At 63.3% G+C, this 14,678-nt stretch carries 16 protein-coding genes and 1 tRNA gene; 8 read left to right on the top strand and 9 right to left on the bottom strand.

Annotated features, from left to right (window positions below):
• Positions 1–123 precede the first annotated feature (123 nt).
• Positions 124–396, bottom strand: a complete 273-nt coding sequence (locus TZ03_RS15860) for a DUF3509 domain-containing protein (RefSeq protein ID WP_013971511.1) — start codon at positions 394–396, stop codon at positions 124–126.
• A gap of 266 nt (positions 397–662) precedes the next feature.
• On the opposite strand from TZ03_RS15860, the gene TZ03_RS15855 reads away from it, so the two are divergent.
• Together TZ03_RS15855 and TZ03_RS15850 are read left to right on the top strand one after the other, a co-directional pair.
• Positions 663–1,187: an ankyrin repeat domain-containing protein gene (locus tag TZ03_RS15855; RefSeq protein WP_051098946.1), complete on the top strand. Its 525-nt coding sequence runs from the start codon at positions 663–665 to the stop codon at positions 1,185–1,187.
• Positions 1,188–1,247: 60 nt separating this feature from the next.
• Entirely contained in the window at positions 1,248–1,778 is a 531-nt protein-coding gene (locus TZ03_RS15850; RefSeq protein ID WP_051098945.1) for a hypothetical protein, read from the top strand.
• 122 nt (positions 1,779–1,900) lie between these two features.
• On the opposite strand, the gene TZ03_RS15845 is transcribed toward TZ03_RS15850, so the two are convergent.
• Positions 1,901–2,842: a ZIP family metal transporter gene (locus TZ03_RS15845; protein ID WP_051098944.1), complete on the bottom strand. Its 942-nt coding sequence runs from the start codon at positions 2,840–2,842 to the stop codon at positions 1,901–1,903.
• Positions 2,843–2,968: 126 nt separating this feature from the next.
• Here TZ03_RS15845 and TZ03_RS15840 point away from each other — a divergent pair, with 126 nt between their 5' ends.
• The 4 genes from TZ03_RS15840 (at position 2,969) to TZ03_RS15825 (ending at position 6,387) form a co-directional block, all read left to right on the top strand.
• Positions 2,969–3,160, top strand: a complete 192-nt coding sequence (locus TZ03_RS15840; RefSeq protein ID WP_051098943.1) for a PLDc N-terminal domain-containing protein — start codon at positions 2,969–2,971, stop codon at positions 3,158–3,160.
• Between the two features lie 223 nt (positions 3,161–3,383).
• Entirely contained in the window at positions 3,384–5,453 is a 2,070-nt protein-coding gene (locus TZ03_RS15835; protein WP_051098942.1) for an LTA synthase family protein, read from the top strand.
• Between the two features lie 188 nt (positions 5,454–5,641).
• Positions 5,642–5,878, top strand: a complete 237-nt coding sequence (locus TZ03_RS15830) for a hypothetical protein (RefSeq protein WP_051098941.1) — start codon at positions 5,642–5,644, stop codon at positions 5,876–5,878.
• A gap of 176 nt (positions 5,879–6,054) precedes the next feature.
• Positions 6,055–6,387: a ribonuclease E inhibitor RraB gene (locus tag TZ03_RS15825; protein ID WP_016715077.1), complete on the top strand. Its 333-nt coding sequence runs from the start codon at positions 6,055–6,057 to the stop codon at positions 6,385–6,387.
• A gap of 115 nt (positions 6,388–6,502) precedes the next feature.
• Here TZ03_RS15825 and TZ03_RS15820 read toward each other — a convergent pair whose 3' ends face one another.
• Together TZ03_RS15820 and TZ03_RS30360 are read right to left on the bottom strand one after the other, a co-directional pair.
• Positions 6,503–7,303: a c-type cytochrome gene (locus tag TZ03_RS15820; protein ID WP_051098940.1), complete on the bottom strand. Its 801-nt coding sequence runs from the start codon at positions 7,301–7,303 to the stop codon at positions 6,503–6,505.
• A gap of 66 nt (positions 7,304–7,369) precedes the next feature.
• Positions 7,370–7,615, bottom strand: coding sequence for a hypothetical protein (locus TZ03_RS30360; protein ID WP_152645468.1), 246 nt, complete (start codon positions 7,613–7,615; stop codon positions 7,370–7,372).
• Between the two features lie 220 nt (positions 7,616–7,835).
• Between TZ03_RS30360 and TZ03_RS15815 the strand changes: the two genes are divergently transcribed.
• Positions 7,836–8,570, top strand: coding sequence for an amidotransferase (locus tag TZ03_RS15815; protein WP_051098939.1), 735 nt, complete (start codon positions 7,836–7,838; stop codon positions 8,568–8,570).
• Positions 8,571–8,643: 73 nt separating this feature from the next.
• Here the strand turns inward: TZ03_RS15815 and TZ03_RS15810 are convergent, their stop codons facing one another.
• The 3 genes from TZ03_RS15810 to TZ03_RS15800 all read right to left on the bottom strand — a co-directional run bounded on the left by TZ03_RS15810 (position 8,644) and on the right by TZ03_RS15800 (position 11,397).
• Positions 8,644–9,615: a magnesium and cobalt transport protein CorA gene (locus TZ03_RS15810; RefSeq protein WP_051098938.1), complete on the bottom strand. Its 972-nt coding sequence runs from the start codon at positions 9,613–9,615 to the stop codon at positions 8,644–8,646.
• A gap of 192 nt (positions 9,616–9,807) precedes the next feature.
• Positions 9,808–10,527, bottom strand: coding sequence for a lysophospholipid acyltransferase family protein (locus TZ03_RS15805; protein WP_051098937.1), 720 nt, complete (start codon positions 10,525–10,527; stop codon positions 9,808–9,810).
• A 180-nt stretch (positions 10,528–10,707) separates the two neighbouring features.
• Positions 10,708–11,397 (bottom strand): crotonase/enoyl-CoA hydratase family protein, encoded by a 690-nt coding sequence (locus tag TZ03_RS15800; protein WP_051098936.1) that lies wholly within the window; start codon positions 11,395–11,397, stop codon positions 10,708–10,710.
• A gap of 199 nt (positions 11,398–11,596) precedes the next feature.
• Between TZ03_RS15800 and TZ03_RS15795 the strand changes: the two genes are divergently transcribed.
• Positions 11,597–11,686 (top strand) — tRNA-Ser (locus TZ03_RS15795).
• A 190-nt stretch (positions 11,687–11,876) separates the two neighbouring features.
• Here the strand turns inward: TZ03_RS15795 and TZ03_RS15790 are convergent.
• Together TZ03_RS15790 and TZ03_RS15785 are read right to left on the bottom strand one after the other, a co-directional pair.
• A complete protein-coding gene (locus TZ03_RS15790) occupies positions 11,877–14,009 on the bottom strand; it encodes a TonB-dependent siderophore receptor (protein ID WP_051098935.1) in 2,133 nt (710 codons plus the stop codon).
• A 192-nt stretch (positions 14,010–14,201) separates the two neighbouring features.
• Positions 14,202–14,582 (bottom strand): hypothetical protein, encoded by a 381-nt coding sequence (locus tag TZ03_RS15785; protein ID WP_051098934.1) that lies wholly within the window; start codon positions 14,580–14,582, stop codon positions 14,202–14,204.
• Between the last annotated feature and the right edge of the window lie 96 nt (positions 14,583–14,678).

Here is a 14,678-nt window from a genome sequence, read left to right as displayed (position 1 = left end):
AGCGGTAAGTCGGCAAGGCAAACCGCTGCTGGCTCCCACAGGGATATCACTGCACTTGAGGGCGGTGGAGAACCTGTGGGAGCGGGCGAGCCCGCGAAGAGGCCAGTTCAGGCAACACCAAACTCAGCGGTAAGTCGGCAAGGCAAACCGCTGCTGGCTCTGCAACATCGAAATCACCGGCAGTTCACTGGCCTGCTCGGCCAGGTCGCGGCGGATGGCGCTGATCGCCCAGGACAGCTGTTCGGCACTGTGCAGTTGTGCGTAAGTCAGCACCCGGCGGGTGACCTTGCCATCGGCAGCACGCAGGGTCAGCAGTACCCCGCCATCGGGGCGGGCTTGGGTATTCACCTGGTAGGCCGAAAATACCGAGACGAACTTTTCCTGGATGAGGTCCATATCAACTCCTGGCTGTTGGGTGGCAGACATGAGTTGATGGTTGCAGCGACCGTGCCAGAACTTGAAATAGACAGAAACCCAGTAAATTCAGGGTATTACGAGGTATTTTCAGAAGCGGCATCGTGCAGGCTGCATGGTCGTGCATTTTGCACAGTGCATTTTGCATGGTCCGGCAATTGCCTATCGGCCCTATAGAATCTGAACCTTTGACCGCAATGGCGTGCCTGACAAACACTTGGGCAACGATTTCTGCCAGGAGGTTCCATATGTCCAGCCAACCCTCGCCCGCCAGCATGACCGACGACGAAACCGCCGCGTTCGCCGAGCAGGTGTTCGAACGTGCCCGCCAGGGCGATGCCGAGATGCTTGGGCGCCTGCTTGCCAGCGGCCTGCCGGCCAACCTGCGCAACCACAAGGGCGATACCCTGCTGATGCTGGCCAGCTACCACGGCCAGCATGACGCGGTGCGCGTGCTGCTGGCGCATGGTGCGGACCCGTTGATCGCCAATGACAACGGCCAGCTGCCCATCGCCGGGGCCGCGTTCAAGGGGGACCTGGCGATGATCCGCCTGCTGCTGGAGCACGGTGTACCGGTGGACGCCGCCGCGCAGGACGGGCGCACCGCGCTGATGCTGGCGGCCATGTTCAACCGCAGCGAGATCCTCGACTACCTGCTGGCCCAGGGTGCCGACCCGGCCCGCCAGGATGTCCGCGGCGCCACCGCGCTGATGGCGGCGCAAACCATGGGTGCAGTGGACACCGCAGCGCGCCTGCAAGCGCTGGCCGGCTAACCGCCAGGGGGCATTTGCGGCTATCCTTGGCGACTTTTCACCCGTCGCAGGCCCCCTTTCATGAAAACTCAGTTGCTCGAATTCATCAGCCTCATTGGCGCCGGCTGCATGCGCGAGGAAGACATCGAGCGCATCGCAGGCGAAGCCGCCCAGGCCTACGCCGACCCGGATGCCTTCCTGGCCGCCAACCCCGACATCAACTACGACGACAGCTTCCCTATGCCGCTGGGCGAATGGGTGGTGCTGGGCAGCCTGCCGGACACCGTGGTGTTCCAGGCCGACAGCTACCAGGAGCTGTTCCAGCAGATCAGCGCTTCGTTCGACCAGAGCGTGCCGTTCACCCTCAAGCCCAAGCAGCTGGCCCGCACCGAGCCGCTGACCGCGCTCAACCGCATCCAGGTGCAGATGGGGGCGTTGAACAAGGAGGCGGGTGGCTACGTGCTGCTCAACTTCAGCCAGTTGCTGGATGACGAGTTGCAGATGGTGATGGTGGGGCAGAACGACCTGGCGCGGGTGCTGGAGCTGGGGGCTGAGGTGGGGATCAAGGTTGAGCCGGCTTTGGAAGCTTTGAAAGTAGCTGTACACATCTAAAGGCTACTGGCCCTATCGCCGGCAAGCCAGCTCCCACAGGTACAGCACAGGTTTCGAACCCTGTGGTGATCCTGTGGGAGCTGGCTTGCCGGCGATAGGGCCTGTACAGCCAACCCAAAATGTCAGCCCAGCGCGGTATCGAGAAACATCATCACCCCGAACCCCCCCATCAACCCCAGCGTCGCCGCGGTCTGGTGCCCGTTGCGGTGGGTTTCGGGGATCACCTCGTGGCTCACCACGAAGATCATCGCCCCCGCCGCCAACCCCATGCTCACCGGGTAGGCCAGGGCAAAGCCGGTCGAGATGCCCAGGCCGATCAGCGCGCCCAGCGGCTCCATCAGCCCCGACCCGATCGCCACCAGCGCGGCCTTCAGGTTCGACAGCCCGGTAGCACGCAAGGCCAACGCCACGGCCAGCCCCTCGGGGATGTCCTGGATGGCGATGGCGCTGGTCAGCGGCAGGCCGATGTTCATGTCGCCATTGGCAAAGCTCACGCCAATGGCCATGCCCTCAGGCAGGTTGTGCAGGGTGATCGCCAGCACGAACAGCCACACCCGGCTGATGCGCTCGGCCTCGGGGCCGCACGGGCCGGTACTTTCGTGCTCATGCGGGGTGAAGCGGTCCAGGCCCAGCATCAGCAGTACGCCCAGGCCCATGCCCAGCACCACGGTAAAGGCCGCGGCCGGGCCGTAGCCGGTAATTTCGCGGGCGGCATCCAGGCCCGGCAGAATCAGCGAAAACGAACTGGCGGCCAGCATCATGCCGGCGGCAAAGCCCAGCATAACGTCCTGGGAACGGGCGCTGACATCGCGCAGCACCACCGCCAGCACCGCGCCCAAGGCGGTGGCGCCGAAGCCGGACAGCCCGCCCAGCGCGGCCAGGTGCAGGTTGTCGGCATGGTCGCCGTTTACCGCGTTCCACAGGCTGGCGGCCAGCAGTAGCAGCACCGCCAGCAGGCTCAGCCCCAGGCCGGCGCTGAGCCAGGGGGTGTTCACGGCCTGCTGGCGCCAGGCGCTCAGCAGCGAGGAGGGTGGGGCGGCGCTTTGCGTGTGGGCGGGGGGCATGCGAACCTCGGGTCGATGGATACGGGCAGTCTACTCAGGGACCCGCGCCAACGGCCAAGGATTCCCTTCTATCGCCCTGATAGCTGACTATGCTGTGCAGCAAAGCCTTTGCACAGGAGTTTTGGCATGGGGTCTACATTCAACAGCCTGGTCGGGCTGATCATCCTGGCGCTGGATATCTGGGCCATCCTCAACGTGATCAAGAGTGGCAGCACGCTGGGCATCAAGGTGCTGTGGATACTGCTGATCGCCTTGCTGCCAGTGGTGGGGCTGGTGATCTGGGCGATCGCCGGGCCGCGTGGGAATGTGCGTATCTGAATACCTGTGCCGGCCCTTTCGCGGGTAAACCCGCTCCTACAGGCACAGCGCTGTGCCTGTAGGAGCGGGTTTACCCGCGAAAGGGCCGGCACAGACAAAAGCCACAACACCCCCGTGACAAAATTTTCACATTGATTTAAACAGAATCCGCACCCGCACAATGCTGCGTTGGTCTAGTACCAGCGCCATCTCCGCAAACCGCAATCCTAGGACTTTCCCATTCATGGCTAACCTGGACGCCTTGAAGCAACAGGGTGTGCGAGCGTCGCTCTCGCCGACCCTGAAATCCCACCTGGCCTACACGCTGCTCAGCGGCCTGGTGATCATGCTGATGCTCAGCCTCGTGCGCCTGGCGCTGCTGGTCTACAACAGCGACATGGTCGGCGATACCCCCTATGCGACCGTCGCCGAAGGTTTCCTCAATGGCTTGCGCTTCGACCTGCGGGTGGTGGTGTACCTCAGCATTCCGCTGCTGCTGGCCATCCTCAGCCCCTGGGCCATGGCCCGGCGTGGCGTGTTCCGCGTCTGGCTGACCCTCACCTCCAGTGTGGTGATGTTCCTCGGCCTGATGGAAATGGACTTCTACCGCGAGTTCCACCAGCGCCTCAACGGCCTGGTGTTCCAGTACATCAAGGAAGACCCGAAAACCGTGCTGAGCATGCTCTGGTACGGCTTCCCGGTGGTGCGCTACCTGCTGGCCTGGGCGTTCGGCACCTGGCTGCTGAGCCTGCTGTTCAAGGGCATCGACCGCATGACCCGTGACAGTGGCGCGGTCATGCTGCAGCGCCGCGTGGCGCCGTGGTACAACCGCCTGGCGGTGTTCATGGTGATTCTGCTGGTGGCCGTGGTCGCCGCCCGTGGCACCCTGCGCCAGGGCCCGCCGATGCGCTGGGGTGATGCCTTCACCACCGATTCCAACTTCGTCAACCAGCTGGGCCTGAATGGCACCCTGACCCTGATCGACGCCGCCAAGAGCCGCTTTGGCGAGGACCGCGCCAACATCTGGAAGCCGGTGCTCGAACAGGACGTGGCCACGCAAAGCGTGCGTGAGCAGTTGCTGACCGCCAATGACACCCTGGTCGATGCCGACGAGGCCGCCATCCGCCGCGACTTCGTGCCGCCGGCCGAGCGCACCCTGCCGATCAAGAACGTGGTGGTGATCCTGATGGAAAGCTTCGCCGGCCACTCGGTGGGTGCGCTGGGCAGCCCCGGCAACATCACCCCGTACTTCGACAAGCTGGCCAAGGAAGGCCTGCTGTTCGACCGCTTCTTCTCCAACGGCACCCATACCCACCAGGGCATGTTCGCCACCATGGCCTGCTTCCCCAACCTGCCAGGTTTCGAATACCTGATGCAGACCCCGGAAGGCGGCCACAAGCTGTCTGGCCTGCCGGCCTTGCTCAGTGCCCGCGATTACGACGACGTGTACGTCTACAACGGCGACTTCGCCTGGGACAACCAGTCCGGGTTCTTCGGCAACCAGGGCATGACCACCTTCATCGGCCGCAACGACTTCGTCAACCCGGTGTTCTCCGACCCGACCTGGGGTGTGTCCGACCAGGACATGTTCGACCGTGGCGCCGAAGAGCTGGCCAAGCACGACGGCAAGAAGCCGATCTACGCGCTGCTGCAGAGCCTGTCCAACCACACCCCGTACGCGTTGCCCAAGGACTTGCCGGTAGAGCCGGTGACCGGCCAGGGCCGCCTGGACGAGCACCTGACTGCCATGCGCTATTCGGACTGGGCCCTGGGCCAGTTCTTCGAGAAGGCGCGTAAAGAGCCGTACTTCAAGGAAACCCTGTTCGTCATCGTCGGCGACCATGGCTTTGGCAACCACCAGCAGGTCACCGAGCTGGACCTGGGCCGCTTCAACGTGCCGCTGCTGCTGATTGCCCCGGGCATCCAGGACAAGTTCGGCGCGGTCAACCACACCGTGGGCACCCAGGTCGACATCGTGCCGACCATCATGGGCCGCCTGGGTGGCAAGGCGCGTCACCAGTGCTGGGGCCGCGACCTGCTCAACCTGCCTGAGGGCGACCAGGGCGTGGGCATGATCAAGCCGTCGGGCAGCGAGCAGATCGTCGGCCTGGTACAGGGCGACCGCATCCTGATCGAGTCCAAGGACATGACCCCGCGCATGTACCGCTACCAGTTGGGCAGCGAGTTCAAGGCCGAGCTGATCGAAAGCCCGGACCAGCCGGAAATGCTCAAGAAGCTCGAGGCGTATATCCAGACCGCGACCAAGAGCCTGCTGGATAACACCGCTGGCGTAGTGCACGGCACTCCGAAGTAAGGTTGCAGCAGGGGCCGCTTTGCGGCCCATTCGCGGGCAAGCCCGCTCCTACAACGGGTTGTGATGCCTCTGTAGGAGCGGGTTTACCCGCGAAGAGGCCGGCACAGACTGAACATTCTCCTCGCCCCAGGGTCAGTTATTCAGGCCTCACACACACCCGGTGTTCGTTGACTGAGAGGATCCGTTCAATGAAAGAGTGGGAAGTCATCTTTGCCGACCAGAAAGGCGTGCTCACCACCCTGAAGCTGCACGGCGACCAATGCCCCAGCGAAGAGGATGCCGCGCGGGCCATTCGTTCGCACCTGTACCCGGTGATGGACGAGCTGGACCTCAACGACTTCCAGGACCGTGCCATTTCCCCCACCGCGCGCTGGCTCAAGGAGCAGAGCGGCGTGACCATCACCAGCATCCACGAAACGCCCTGAACCACACGTTTGCGTGGTGCCCTGGCAGGCACTACGCTGCATGAAGGTACCAGCCTATTCTGCGGGCTTGGTGCCGCTTCATTCGCGTCTTGCATCAGCTCGAACTGCACGGCCGCTGCCGGCAGGTGCGTAGTGCACGGAAAGTCTATCCATTGCTTTATTCAGGAGGACGTTTCATGAGCAGCCAGAACGACGATATCAGCAGCAACGTCCTGCGCCAGATGAAAGCAGGCGGTTTCGACTTCACCCAAATCCACCCCATCGAGTTCTACGCTGTATTCCCCGACGAAGCAGGGGCCCGCCGTGCGGCCGGGCAGTTTCGCGGTGAGTCCCTCAATGCCCAGGTGAAGGAACTGGGCGACGGTGCCTGGCACCTGGAACTGAGCAAGGTCATGTATGCCACCTACGGCGGGATTGGCGACTTCGAAGAGGCCTTCGAGCAGTTGGTGACACCTTATGGTGGTGAGGTGGAAGGCTGGGGGGTCAAGCACGAGCGGCCCATAGCCTGACAGTTTGGTGTTGCCTTCTTCGCGGGCTTGCCCGCTCCCACAGGTTGGCCACAATGTTCAATCCCGTGGTGATTCTGTGGGAGCGGGCAAGCCCGCGAAGAAGCACACACAATCCTCACGGCTTGCGCTTGGCCATATGCTCAAGGTATGCCAGCAAACTATCCAGCTCCCGCTCACTCAACACACTTTCGGCAAACCCCGGCATCTTCGCCTGCGGCCACCGCCGCAGGCTCTGCGGGTCACGAATCAGCTGGCGTAGATACCCAGGCTGAAAATACTCGGTCGGGTTGTGCGGCACATTCAAATCCGGCCCCAACTGCGCATCTCCCGCACCGTTCAGTCGGTGGCAGGCCAGGCAGTTCTGCTGGAACAAGGCAAAGCCTTGGCGCACCGGGCTGTCGGCTGGCAGCTTGGGGTCGGGCAGCAGCGCCGGGAACCGCGTCTCGACGGATGCCAACTTGCGAATGCTGGAAATCTGGAACGGCCACTGCTCCGGGCGGATGCCACTGGCCTGCGGTGTGGTCCATACCAGGTAGAACGGCCCCGCGCTCGGTTTGCCCTGGCCCAGTGCCGGCCACGGCTTGCCCGGGTCTTCCACGGCCAGCCAGGCCCGTGCCGGCCCTTGCTGCAGGAGCGGTGCGGCGGGCATTTCGGCGGCAAAGCCATCCAGGGCCACCGCCTGCAGGTGGTCGCTGGCGCTCACGTTCTCCAGTAGCGTGGCCAGGGGCACCGCTCGATACTGCATGGGGCGCTTGTAGGAAACGTCCTGTTCGATGCGGATGTCCCGGGCCTGGGGATGAGCGAGCAATTCGGCACTGCTCCACTGGCGCGTGTCGGCGCCCAATTCAAGGTGCAGTTGCGCCGCCGACAGCGGCAGGCTCAGGAGCAACGCTAACAGGGTAAGGCAGTGGCGCATGGGTAATCTCCGACCATCAAGGCCGGCAGGTTACCTGTGCGCTGCCAGTTGGCGCCACAGTTGCAGTCAGCCGAACAAACGTGTCAGGTTCGGCAGGATCAGCAGCAAAGTCGTGGCGAAGAGAATGAGCCCAGCTTGGCGAATTTTCGATTGTCTGAACATGGCGGACCGCCTTCTTGTTGTTATTCCTGAATACCCGTTGGCTTCCTTGTCGCGCTTCGGGTCGATCGCAGTAGCGTCGTGTGGCGCCTGAACTGCCTGCCTCTCTTGAAAAATGGATATACAACCAACAGTAGGGTGCGTGTCATCCATGCTTGAGAACCCTTTGTTCTAAAAAGACGGATCTGTGATTTCGTCTGGCTATGAGGCCAAGTGCCAGCTGGCTGGCATGCTCTGACTAGACGGTGGCGCAAGTGTCAGCAGGGCAGCGACAGAATATGACCGTTCGTCAGTGCAGCCTACTTGCTTGTACGGGCCTTTCGCGTCAGTCTTTACAGCAAATTCCACCCTCATGTCGTTCAGGAACATCCCTATGTCGTTACGCATCTGCATCCTTGAAACCGATGTCCTGCGACCGGAGTTGACCGCGCAGTACCAGGGCTACGGCAGGATGTTCGAGCAGCTCTTCTCGCGTCAGCCGATCGCCGCCGAATTTAGTGTGTACAACGTGATGAACGGCGACTATCCCGCCGACGATGAAGTGTTCGATGCCTACCTTGTGACGGGCAGCAAGGCCGATTCGTTCGGTTCAGACCCCTGGATCCAGACGCTCAAGGCCTACCTGCTGAAACTGTACGAGCGTGGCGAGAAGCTGCTGGGTGTGTGTTTTGGCCATCAACTGCTGGCATTGACCCTGGGTGGCAAGGCCGAGCGTGCCGCGCAGGGCTGGGGCGTGGGCATCCACCGCTACTCGCTGGCGGCCCATGCGCCGTGGATGGACCCGGAGGTGTCGGAGCTGACCCTGCTGATCAGCCACCAGGACCAGGTGACCGAATTGCCGGAAGGCGCCACGGTGATCGCCTCCAGCGATTTCTGCCCGAATGCGGCGTACCACATTCGTGACCAGGTGCTGTGTTTCCAGGGGCACCCGGAGTTCGTGCACGACTACTCCCGGGCGCTGCTCGATGCACGCCAGGAGTACCTGGGGGACGAGGTGTACCACAAGGCCGTGGCCAGCCTGGCCACCGAGCACCAGGGCGACCTGGTGGGGGAGTGGATGTTGCGCTTTGTAGGAGCGGGCTTGCCCGCGAAGCAGGCGAGGCGGTAGCTGGCACCGGTTGTGCCGGTGTCGCGGGCAAGCCCGCTCCTATGTAGGAGCGGGCTTGCCCGCGAAGAGGCCTTCACAGCCAGCCCGATTTCTTGAAGCTGGCATACAGCCCGGTACACCCCGCCACAATCACCCCCAGCACCCCAAAATATCCATAGTGCCAGCCCAGTTCCGGCATGTTCTGGAAGTTCATCCCATAAATCCCGGCAATCGCCGTGGGGAACGCCAGGATCGCCGCCCAGGCCGCGAACTTGCGCTGCACGATGCTCTGCCGCGATGACTCCAGCAGCATGCCGATCTCGATGGTCTGGCTGGCGATGTCGCGGATACTGGCCAGGTCTTCCATCTGCCGCGTCACGTGGATCTGCACATCGCGAAAGTACGGCCGCATGTTCTTGTCGATGAACGGGAAGCTCAGGCGCTGCAGCTCTTCGCTCACTTCCACCATCGGCGCCACGTAGCGGCGCAGGCGCAGGATGTCGCGGCGCAGGCTGTGCAGGCGGCGGATGTCGTCCTCCTGCAACGAACCGCCGAGCACGCTTTGCTCCAGCTCTTCGATCTCGCCATGAATGGCCTCGCTGACCGGCTGGTAGTTCTCGGTCACGAAGTCGAGCAGGGCATACAGCACGAAGTCTTCGCCGTGCTCCAGCAACAACGGCCGAGCCTCGCAGCGCTGGCGCACCAGGGCGTAGGACTTGGAGTGGCCGTTGCGGCAGGTGATGATGTAGCCATTGCCGGCGAAGATGTGGGTTTCGATGAACTCCAGCTTGCCTTCGTGGCGTACCGGCGAGTAGGTGACGATGAACAGGGCGTCGCCGAAGGTTTCCAGCTTGGGCCGGCTGTGCTTTTCCAGGGCGTCTTCGATGGCCAGTTCGTGCAGGTTGAACTGGCGCTGCAGGTTGGCCAGTTCCTCGGCGTTGGGCTCTTCCAGGCCGATCCACACGAAATGCCCCGGCTTGCGTGCCCACTCGCTGCCTTCGTCGATGCTGATGTTGGTGACCTTCCTGCCGGCGCTGTACACCGCCGATGCCACGACTCGCCCCATGGTTGTCCGCTTTTTCCGGTTGAACACGGGGTACAGCTTGGGCCGTACCTGGCTTGAGAGCAACCTGCGGAAGCTGGAATCGGTGTTGGCTTCTTCGCGGGCTTGCCCGCTCCCACAGGGTCACCACAGCTTCAGGCATTGTGGGGGCCCTGTGGGAGCGGGCAAGCCCGCGAAGAGGCCAACACAGGCGGCCTAGCTCTTGGCCAGCTCCCCGTCCATGCGGTCAATGCACTGCTGCATCTGCCCCCGGCACTGCTCGATCAGCGCCGGCAGGTCCTGCAGGGTCATGCCGGCCGTGGCGATCGGCGGCAGCGAGCGCACGATCACCGTGCGCTGGCGCCAGCTGTTCAGGCTCAGGCGCCCGGCATAGCGGCTGACGCACACCGGCACGATCGGCACGCCGGCCTCGATGGCCATGTGGAACGCGCCTTTCTTGAACGCCAGCAAATGTTCGCTGGCGTTGCGCGTGCCTTCGGGGAAAATCCAGATCGAGGTGTCGTCCTGCAGCACCCGGGTGGTCTTCTGCAGCGCCTTGCGCGCCTGGTAGGCGTTCTTGCGGTCGACCAGCACGTTGCCGCCCAGCCAGAACAACTGGCCGAACAGCGGGATCCAGCCCAGGCTCTTCTTGCCAATGGCCACGGTGCGTTGTGGCACCACCTGGCCCAGCACGAACAGGTCGAAGTTGGATTGGTGGTTGGCGACGATCACGCAACCGGGTGGCTGGTCCCACAGCGGGCCGACCTCGGCCTTGACCTTGATGCGCAGCAGCCAGGTGGCCGGCACGCTGTAGAGGCGGGCGAACATGCGGCTGTTGTCGGGGTTGAAGGGGCGGCACAGGCCAATGATCAGGCCCACGGCGCCAACCGCAAGGAAATGCAGCGCCAGCAGGAACATGCGCAATGAATAAAGCATGGTACGACTCACACCAGACAGTCGCCGGGCAGTGTACGGGTGTGCACTGGTTGGGGCAAACACCGGTGTAAGCCTGTGCTGGCCCTTTCGCGGGTAAACCCGCTCCTACAGGGATAACGCAAACCTGAAGGCACAGGTAATCCTGTAGGAGCGGGTTTACCCGCGAAGACGTCGGTAAGGTCAACCCATATGGTGCTGGTCCAGCTCGATCGCCTTGTCCAGCGCCTCCAGCAGCCCTTTGCGCACCTTCAGCTTGGTGTTCTTGTGCGCCAGCATATTCAGCTTCTTCAGCTCCCGCGCCACAGCCAGTGCCGCGTCCTGCAACTGCTCGGCCGGCACCACCTTGTCGAGGAAACCGGCATCCACCGCGCCGTGCGGGTCGAACACCTCGGCATTTATCACCGAGCGCTGGAAGGCCGCGCGGCGCAGGCGGTCGCGGGCCAGCTCGATGCCGGCATGGTGCATGGTCATGCCGATCTGCACTTCGTTCAGGCACACCTTGTACGGCCCTTCGACGCCGATGCGGTAGTCGGCCGACAGCAACAGGAAGGCGCCCTTGGCCACGGCATTGCCCGGGCAGGCGACCACTACCGGGAACGGGTGCGACAGCAGGCGGCGGGCGAGGGTGGAGCCGGCGGTGACCAGGCCGATCGCTTCCTTGGGGCCGCTGGTCATCACCTTGAGGTCGTAACCGCCAGACAGAATGCCCGGCTGCCCGGTGATGATCACCACCGCACGCTCCTCGGTGGCGCGGTCGAGCGCGGCGTTGAAGGCGCTGATGACGTCCGGCGAGATGGCGTTGACCTTGCCGTTGTTCAGGGTCAGGGTGGCGATGCCGTCTTCGGCATGGTAGGTAATCAGCTCGCTCATGGCAGAGTCCTTTTGTTGGCGTGGCGACGACGTTACCCAGCGCCGTGGGCCAGGTAAAGCAGCAAGGCTGACTGGTCGGTCAGCGTTCACCGCGGCCTAAATGCAAATGCATGAAAAATTTGAAAAAAATGCTTGCCAAAGGAAAGACCTTCCACTAAATTAGCGCGCCTCGACAGGCTGAAAGGCTTGAAGAGAAAACGGTGAAGTGTCCGAGTGGTCGAAGGAGCACGCCTGGAAAGTGTGTATACGAGAAATCGTATCAAGGGTTCAAATCCCTTCTTCACCGCCACATTCTACGAAGAGCCCCCGCGCTGAAAAGCCCGGGGGCTTTTTGCTTTTGGGGGCTGCTGCGCAGCCCATCGCCGGCAAGCCAGCTCCCACAGGGACCGCGCCGGTCTCAAGTACTGCGCGGTCCCTGTGGGAGCTGGCTTGTCGTGGCGACGAACCGCGGCGATGGGCCGCAAAGCGGCCCCAAAATCTCAAAAGCTGACCGAAGCCGACAGCCGAGCGGTGCGTGGCGCCCCCTGGAACAGGTAGTTGTCCCCAAGGTAATCCCCCACATCGCGCCAGTAGCGCTTGTCGAACAGGTTATCCACCGTCAGCCGCAGCACCGTGTCATACCCGCCGATGTGCGTGCGGTAGCGGCTGCCTACATCGAACACGGTATATCCACCCACCTCCACATTGCCCGCCTGGCTCGCATACTTGCTGGCGCTGTAGCGCGCCCCGCCCAGCAGTGCCAGCCCTGCTAGCGGCAAGGTGTATTCGGCCTGCAGCGCCGCCCGCAACTTGGGCACGTTGATCGCCTGGTGGCCTTCATAGGCCTCGGTGCCGCTGTTTTGCACTCGAGCCCGAATGGCCGCGGCGCTGGCCTGCACCTGCAGGTTCTGGGTCACCCAGCCGCTGGCGCCCAGTTCCAGGCCGGTGTTCTTCTGCTGGCCTTGCTGCACGTAGGTGAAGTTGCCGGCACCATCCGGGCGCGCGTACTGGTATGCCTGGCGAATCTGGAACAGTGCGGCGCTGAAGCTCAGGCCTTGCCAGTCGTGCTTGAGGCCCAGTTCCAGCTGGTGGGAGGTGGTGGGCGCGAGGATTTGCGCAGCGTTGCTGGCGAACCAGGGCGCAGTACCGCCCGCGGACAACCCCTTGGAGTAGCTGGCATATACCGTGGTATCTGCCTGCGGTTTGTAGATAAGCGCGGCATTGGGCAGCAACTCGTACTGACGGGTATGCCGCCCGGCCACGCCGTTCTCGTCCCAGGTCTTTTCATCCAGGCGCACTTCACGGGCACCCAGTACAGTCTGCCATTGCTCGTTGAAGCTGATGCGGTCGCTGATGAACAGGCCATACTGGCGGCTGTCCAGGCGGCGCTCGCTGGCGCCAATGGGTTTGTCGGACGGGGCGAAGGCAGGGGCGCCGGTGTGGATGTTGCCGGTGCCGAGCCATTCGTTGTAGTAAGGGCGCTGATCGAGGGTGCGTCGCTGCGCACTGCTGCCCACGCTCAGCTCATGCCCCACGCCCAGCGCATCGAAACGCCCGCTGAGCATGGCCTGTGCCTCATCGGTGCGGCGGGTATCGTCGGGGCTGCGGAAGTCGTAGATGTCATAGTCGCCATTGCTGCCGAAAAACGCGCCTTCGCTCGAACCCCAGGCAAACGAACTGTAGTCATCGATCACCACCTTGCTGCGCGAGGCACTCAAGGTGCCGGTCCAGGCCTGGTTGAAGCGGTACTCGAAGCGCCCGCCCAGGTTCAGCGAGTCGTTCTGCACTGGCTTGGCCCAGTGCTGGTAGGCCAGGCGGTCATCCGGGTCGATGCCATGGGGCACCTCCGTGCCGCCAAGCAGCTGGTAGCCGGGGACCGAGCGCTGTTCGCGGTGCTGGTATTCAGCATCCAGCTGCAGGGTGGCGTCCGGGCTGATTTGCCAGTCGAAGGCCAGCGAGGCGAAGTCGCGCTTGCCGTCGGCATGGTCGACGTAGGAGCGGATGTCTTTATGGGCCAGGTTGGCGCGCAGGCCGAACTGCCGCTCGCTGCCGAACCAGCCGCCCAGGTCGGTGGCCAGGTAGCGTTCGCCTTGCTCGTTGGTCGATACGGTGACGCTGCGCACGTCTTCGGCACGCTTGGTCACGTAGTTGACCAGGCCGCCCGGCTCCGACACGCCGCTCTGCAAGCCGGATAGGCCCTTGAGCAATTCCACCTGCTGCTTGTTTTCCAGGGCCACGTTCTGCTCGCCGGCGATGGTCTGGCCATTGATGCGGTAACTACTGGCCGCGTTCAGCTCGAAGCCGCGCACGTTGAAGTTTTCGTAGTAGCCGATGGGGGCATAGCTTTCGCCTACCGAGGCGTCGCTTTGCAGCACTTCGCTGAGCTTGCGCACCTGTCGGTCTTCCAGCAGTTGCTGGCTGAACACGCTGATCGAGGCCGGGGTGTCGAGCAATGGCGCGGCGTGGAAGCCGCCCACCGCTGCCTGGCGTGCCTGGTAGCCGTCGTTGGCGTAGCTGTCGGACACCTGCAGCGGTGCCAGCACCACGCTGTCTTCGGCAAGCACATGGGGGCAATGCAGGGCCAGGCCCAGGCTGAGCAGGCTCAGGGGCAGGCGAGGGGGATGCGGGGGCATGCGGGGGCTCCTGGAGGCGCGACACCTGCAATGGCCCTATCGCCGGCAAGCCACAGGATTACCACAATGCCCAAGCCTGTGATGACCCTGTGGGAGCTGGCTTGCCGGCGATAGGGCCAGTACAGGCCATGAAAAAGGCGGCATCTTACAGCCGCCTTCAACATAAAACGATCCAGGCCCGGCGATATTCAGTCAGCCTTTGCTGGCCGGCCGCCTGTGCTGCCGCCAGCTGTCATCGATTTTCGACCAGGTCTTGCCATCGGTAATGGCCATCAGCTTGCGCCCGTCCTTGAAGGTGGCGAGGAAGGTGGCTTCTTCCTCCTTGCCACCCAGCCACAACCCGGCCAGCAGCCCCACCGGCCCTGCCACCAAGGCTCCGGCCACACCCCAGCCCAGGGCACTGCTCAGGCTGCGGTTGGACTCCAGGCTGGCCAGCCGGAGGTCGCTGATGCGCGCCAAGGAAATCCGCTCGCCCGGGGAGGGGCTACGGGGGGTCTTGAGTGTGAGCGATCCGTTGCGATACTCGCCTTCACCTTGCAAGAAATCGCCGGATTGCACCGTGAGTCTTGTCATAAAGTCGTCCTGTCAGGGATTGGGCATTGACCAGCGCCTACTGAGCGCTGCCGGGCTTGGCAAGTCAACGGCCATGCGACGGAGGGTAGTGCGGTG

It is taken from the genome of Pseudomonas sp. 10-1B (genome assembly GCF_000935045.1).
GTDB lineage: Bacteria > Pseudomonadota > Gammaproteobacteria > Pseudomonadales > Pseudomonadaceae > Aquipseudomonas.
The sequence above is the reverse complement of the archived record's forward strand: the minus strand, read 5'-3'. Positions and strand labels throughout refer to the sequence as shown.

Excerpts from the sequence above, each read along its gene's own strand:
- TZ03_RS15860 (WP_013971511.1), bottom strand. The coding sequence starts at position 396 with ATGGACCTCATCCAGGAAAAGTTCGTCTCGGTATTTTCGGCCTACCAG.
- TZ03_RS15855 (WP_051098946.1), top strand. The coding sequence starts at position 663 with ATGTCCAGCCAACCCTCGCCCGCCAGCATGACCGACGACGAAACCGCC.
- TZ03_RS15850 (WP_051098945.1), top strand. The coding sequence starts at position 1,248 with ATGAAAACTCAGTTGCTCGAATTCATCAGCCTCATTGGCGCCGGCTGC.
- TZ03_RS15845 (WP_051098944.1), bottom strand. The coding sequence starts at position 2,842 with ATGCCCCCCGCCCACACGCAAAGCGCCGCCCCACCCTCCTCGCTGCTG.
- TZ03_RS15840 (WP_051098943.1), top strand. The coding sequence starts at position 2,969 with ATGGGGTCTACATTCAACAGCCTGGTCGGGCTGATCATCCTGGCGCTG.
- TZ03_RS15835 (WP_051098942.1), top strand. The coding sequence starts at position 3,384 with ATGGCTAACCTGGACGCCTTGAAGCAACAGGGTGTGCGAGCGTCGCTC.
- TZ03_RS15830 (WP_051098941.1), top strand. The coding sequence starts at position 5,642 with ATGAAAGAGTGGGAAGTCATCTTTGCCGACCAGAAAGGCGTGCTCACC.
- TZ03_RS15825 (WP_016715077.1), top strand. The coding sequence starts at position 6,055 with ATGAGCAGCCAGAACGACGATATCAGCAGCAACGTCCTGCGCCAGATG.
- TZ03_RS15820 (WP_051098940.1), bottom strand. The coding sequence starts at position 7,303 with ATGCGCCACTGCCTTACCCTGTTAGCGTTGCTCCTGAGCCTGCCGCTG.
- TZ03_RS30360 (WP_152645468.1), bottom strand. The coding sequence starts at position 7,615 with ATGGATGACACGCACCCTACTGTTGGTTGTATATCCATTTTTCAAGAG.
- TZ03_RS15815 (WP_051098939.1), top strand. The coding sequence starts at position 7,836 with ATGTCGTTACGCATCTGCATCCTTGAAACCGATGTCCTGCGACCGGAG.
- TZ03_RS15810 (WP_051098938.1), bottom strand. The coding sequence starts at position 9,615 with ATGGGGCGAGTCGTGGCATCGGCGGTGTACAGCGCCGGCAGGAAGGTC.
- TZ03_RS15805 (WP_051098937.1), bottom strand. The coding sequence starts at position 10,527 with ATGCTTTATTCATTGCGCATGTTCCTGCTGGCGCTGCATTTCCTTGCG.
- TZ03_RS15800 (WP_051098936.1), bottom strand. The coding sequence starts at position 11,397 with ATGAGCGAGCTGATTACCTACCATGCCGAAGACGGCATCGCCACCCTG.
- TZ03_RS15790 (WP_051098935.1), bottom strand. The coding sequence starts at position 14,009 with ATGCCCCCGCATCCCCCTCGCCTGCCCCTGAGCCTGCTCAGCCTGGGC.
- TZ03_RS15785 (WP_051098934.1), bottom strand. The coding sequence starts at position 14,582 with ATGACAAGACTCACGGTGCAATCCGGCGATTTCTTGCAAGGTGAAGGC.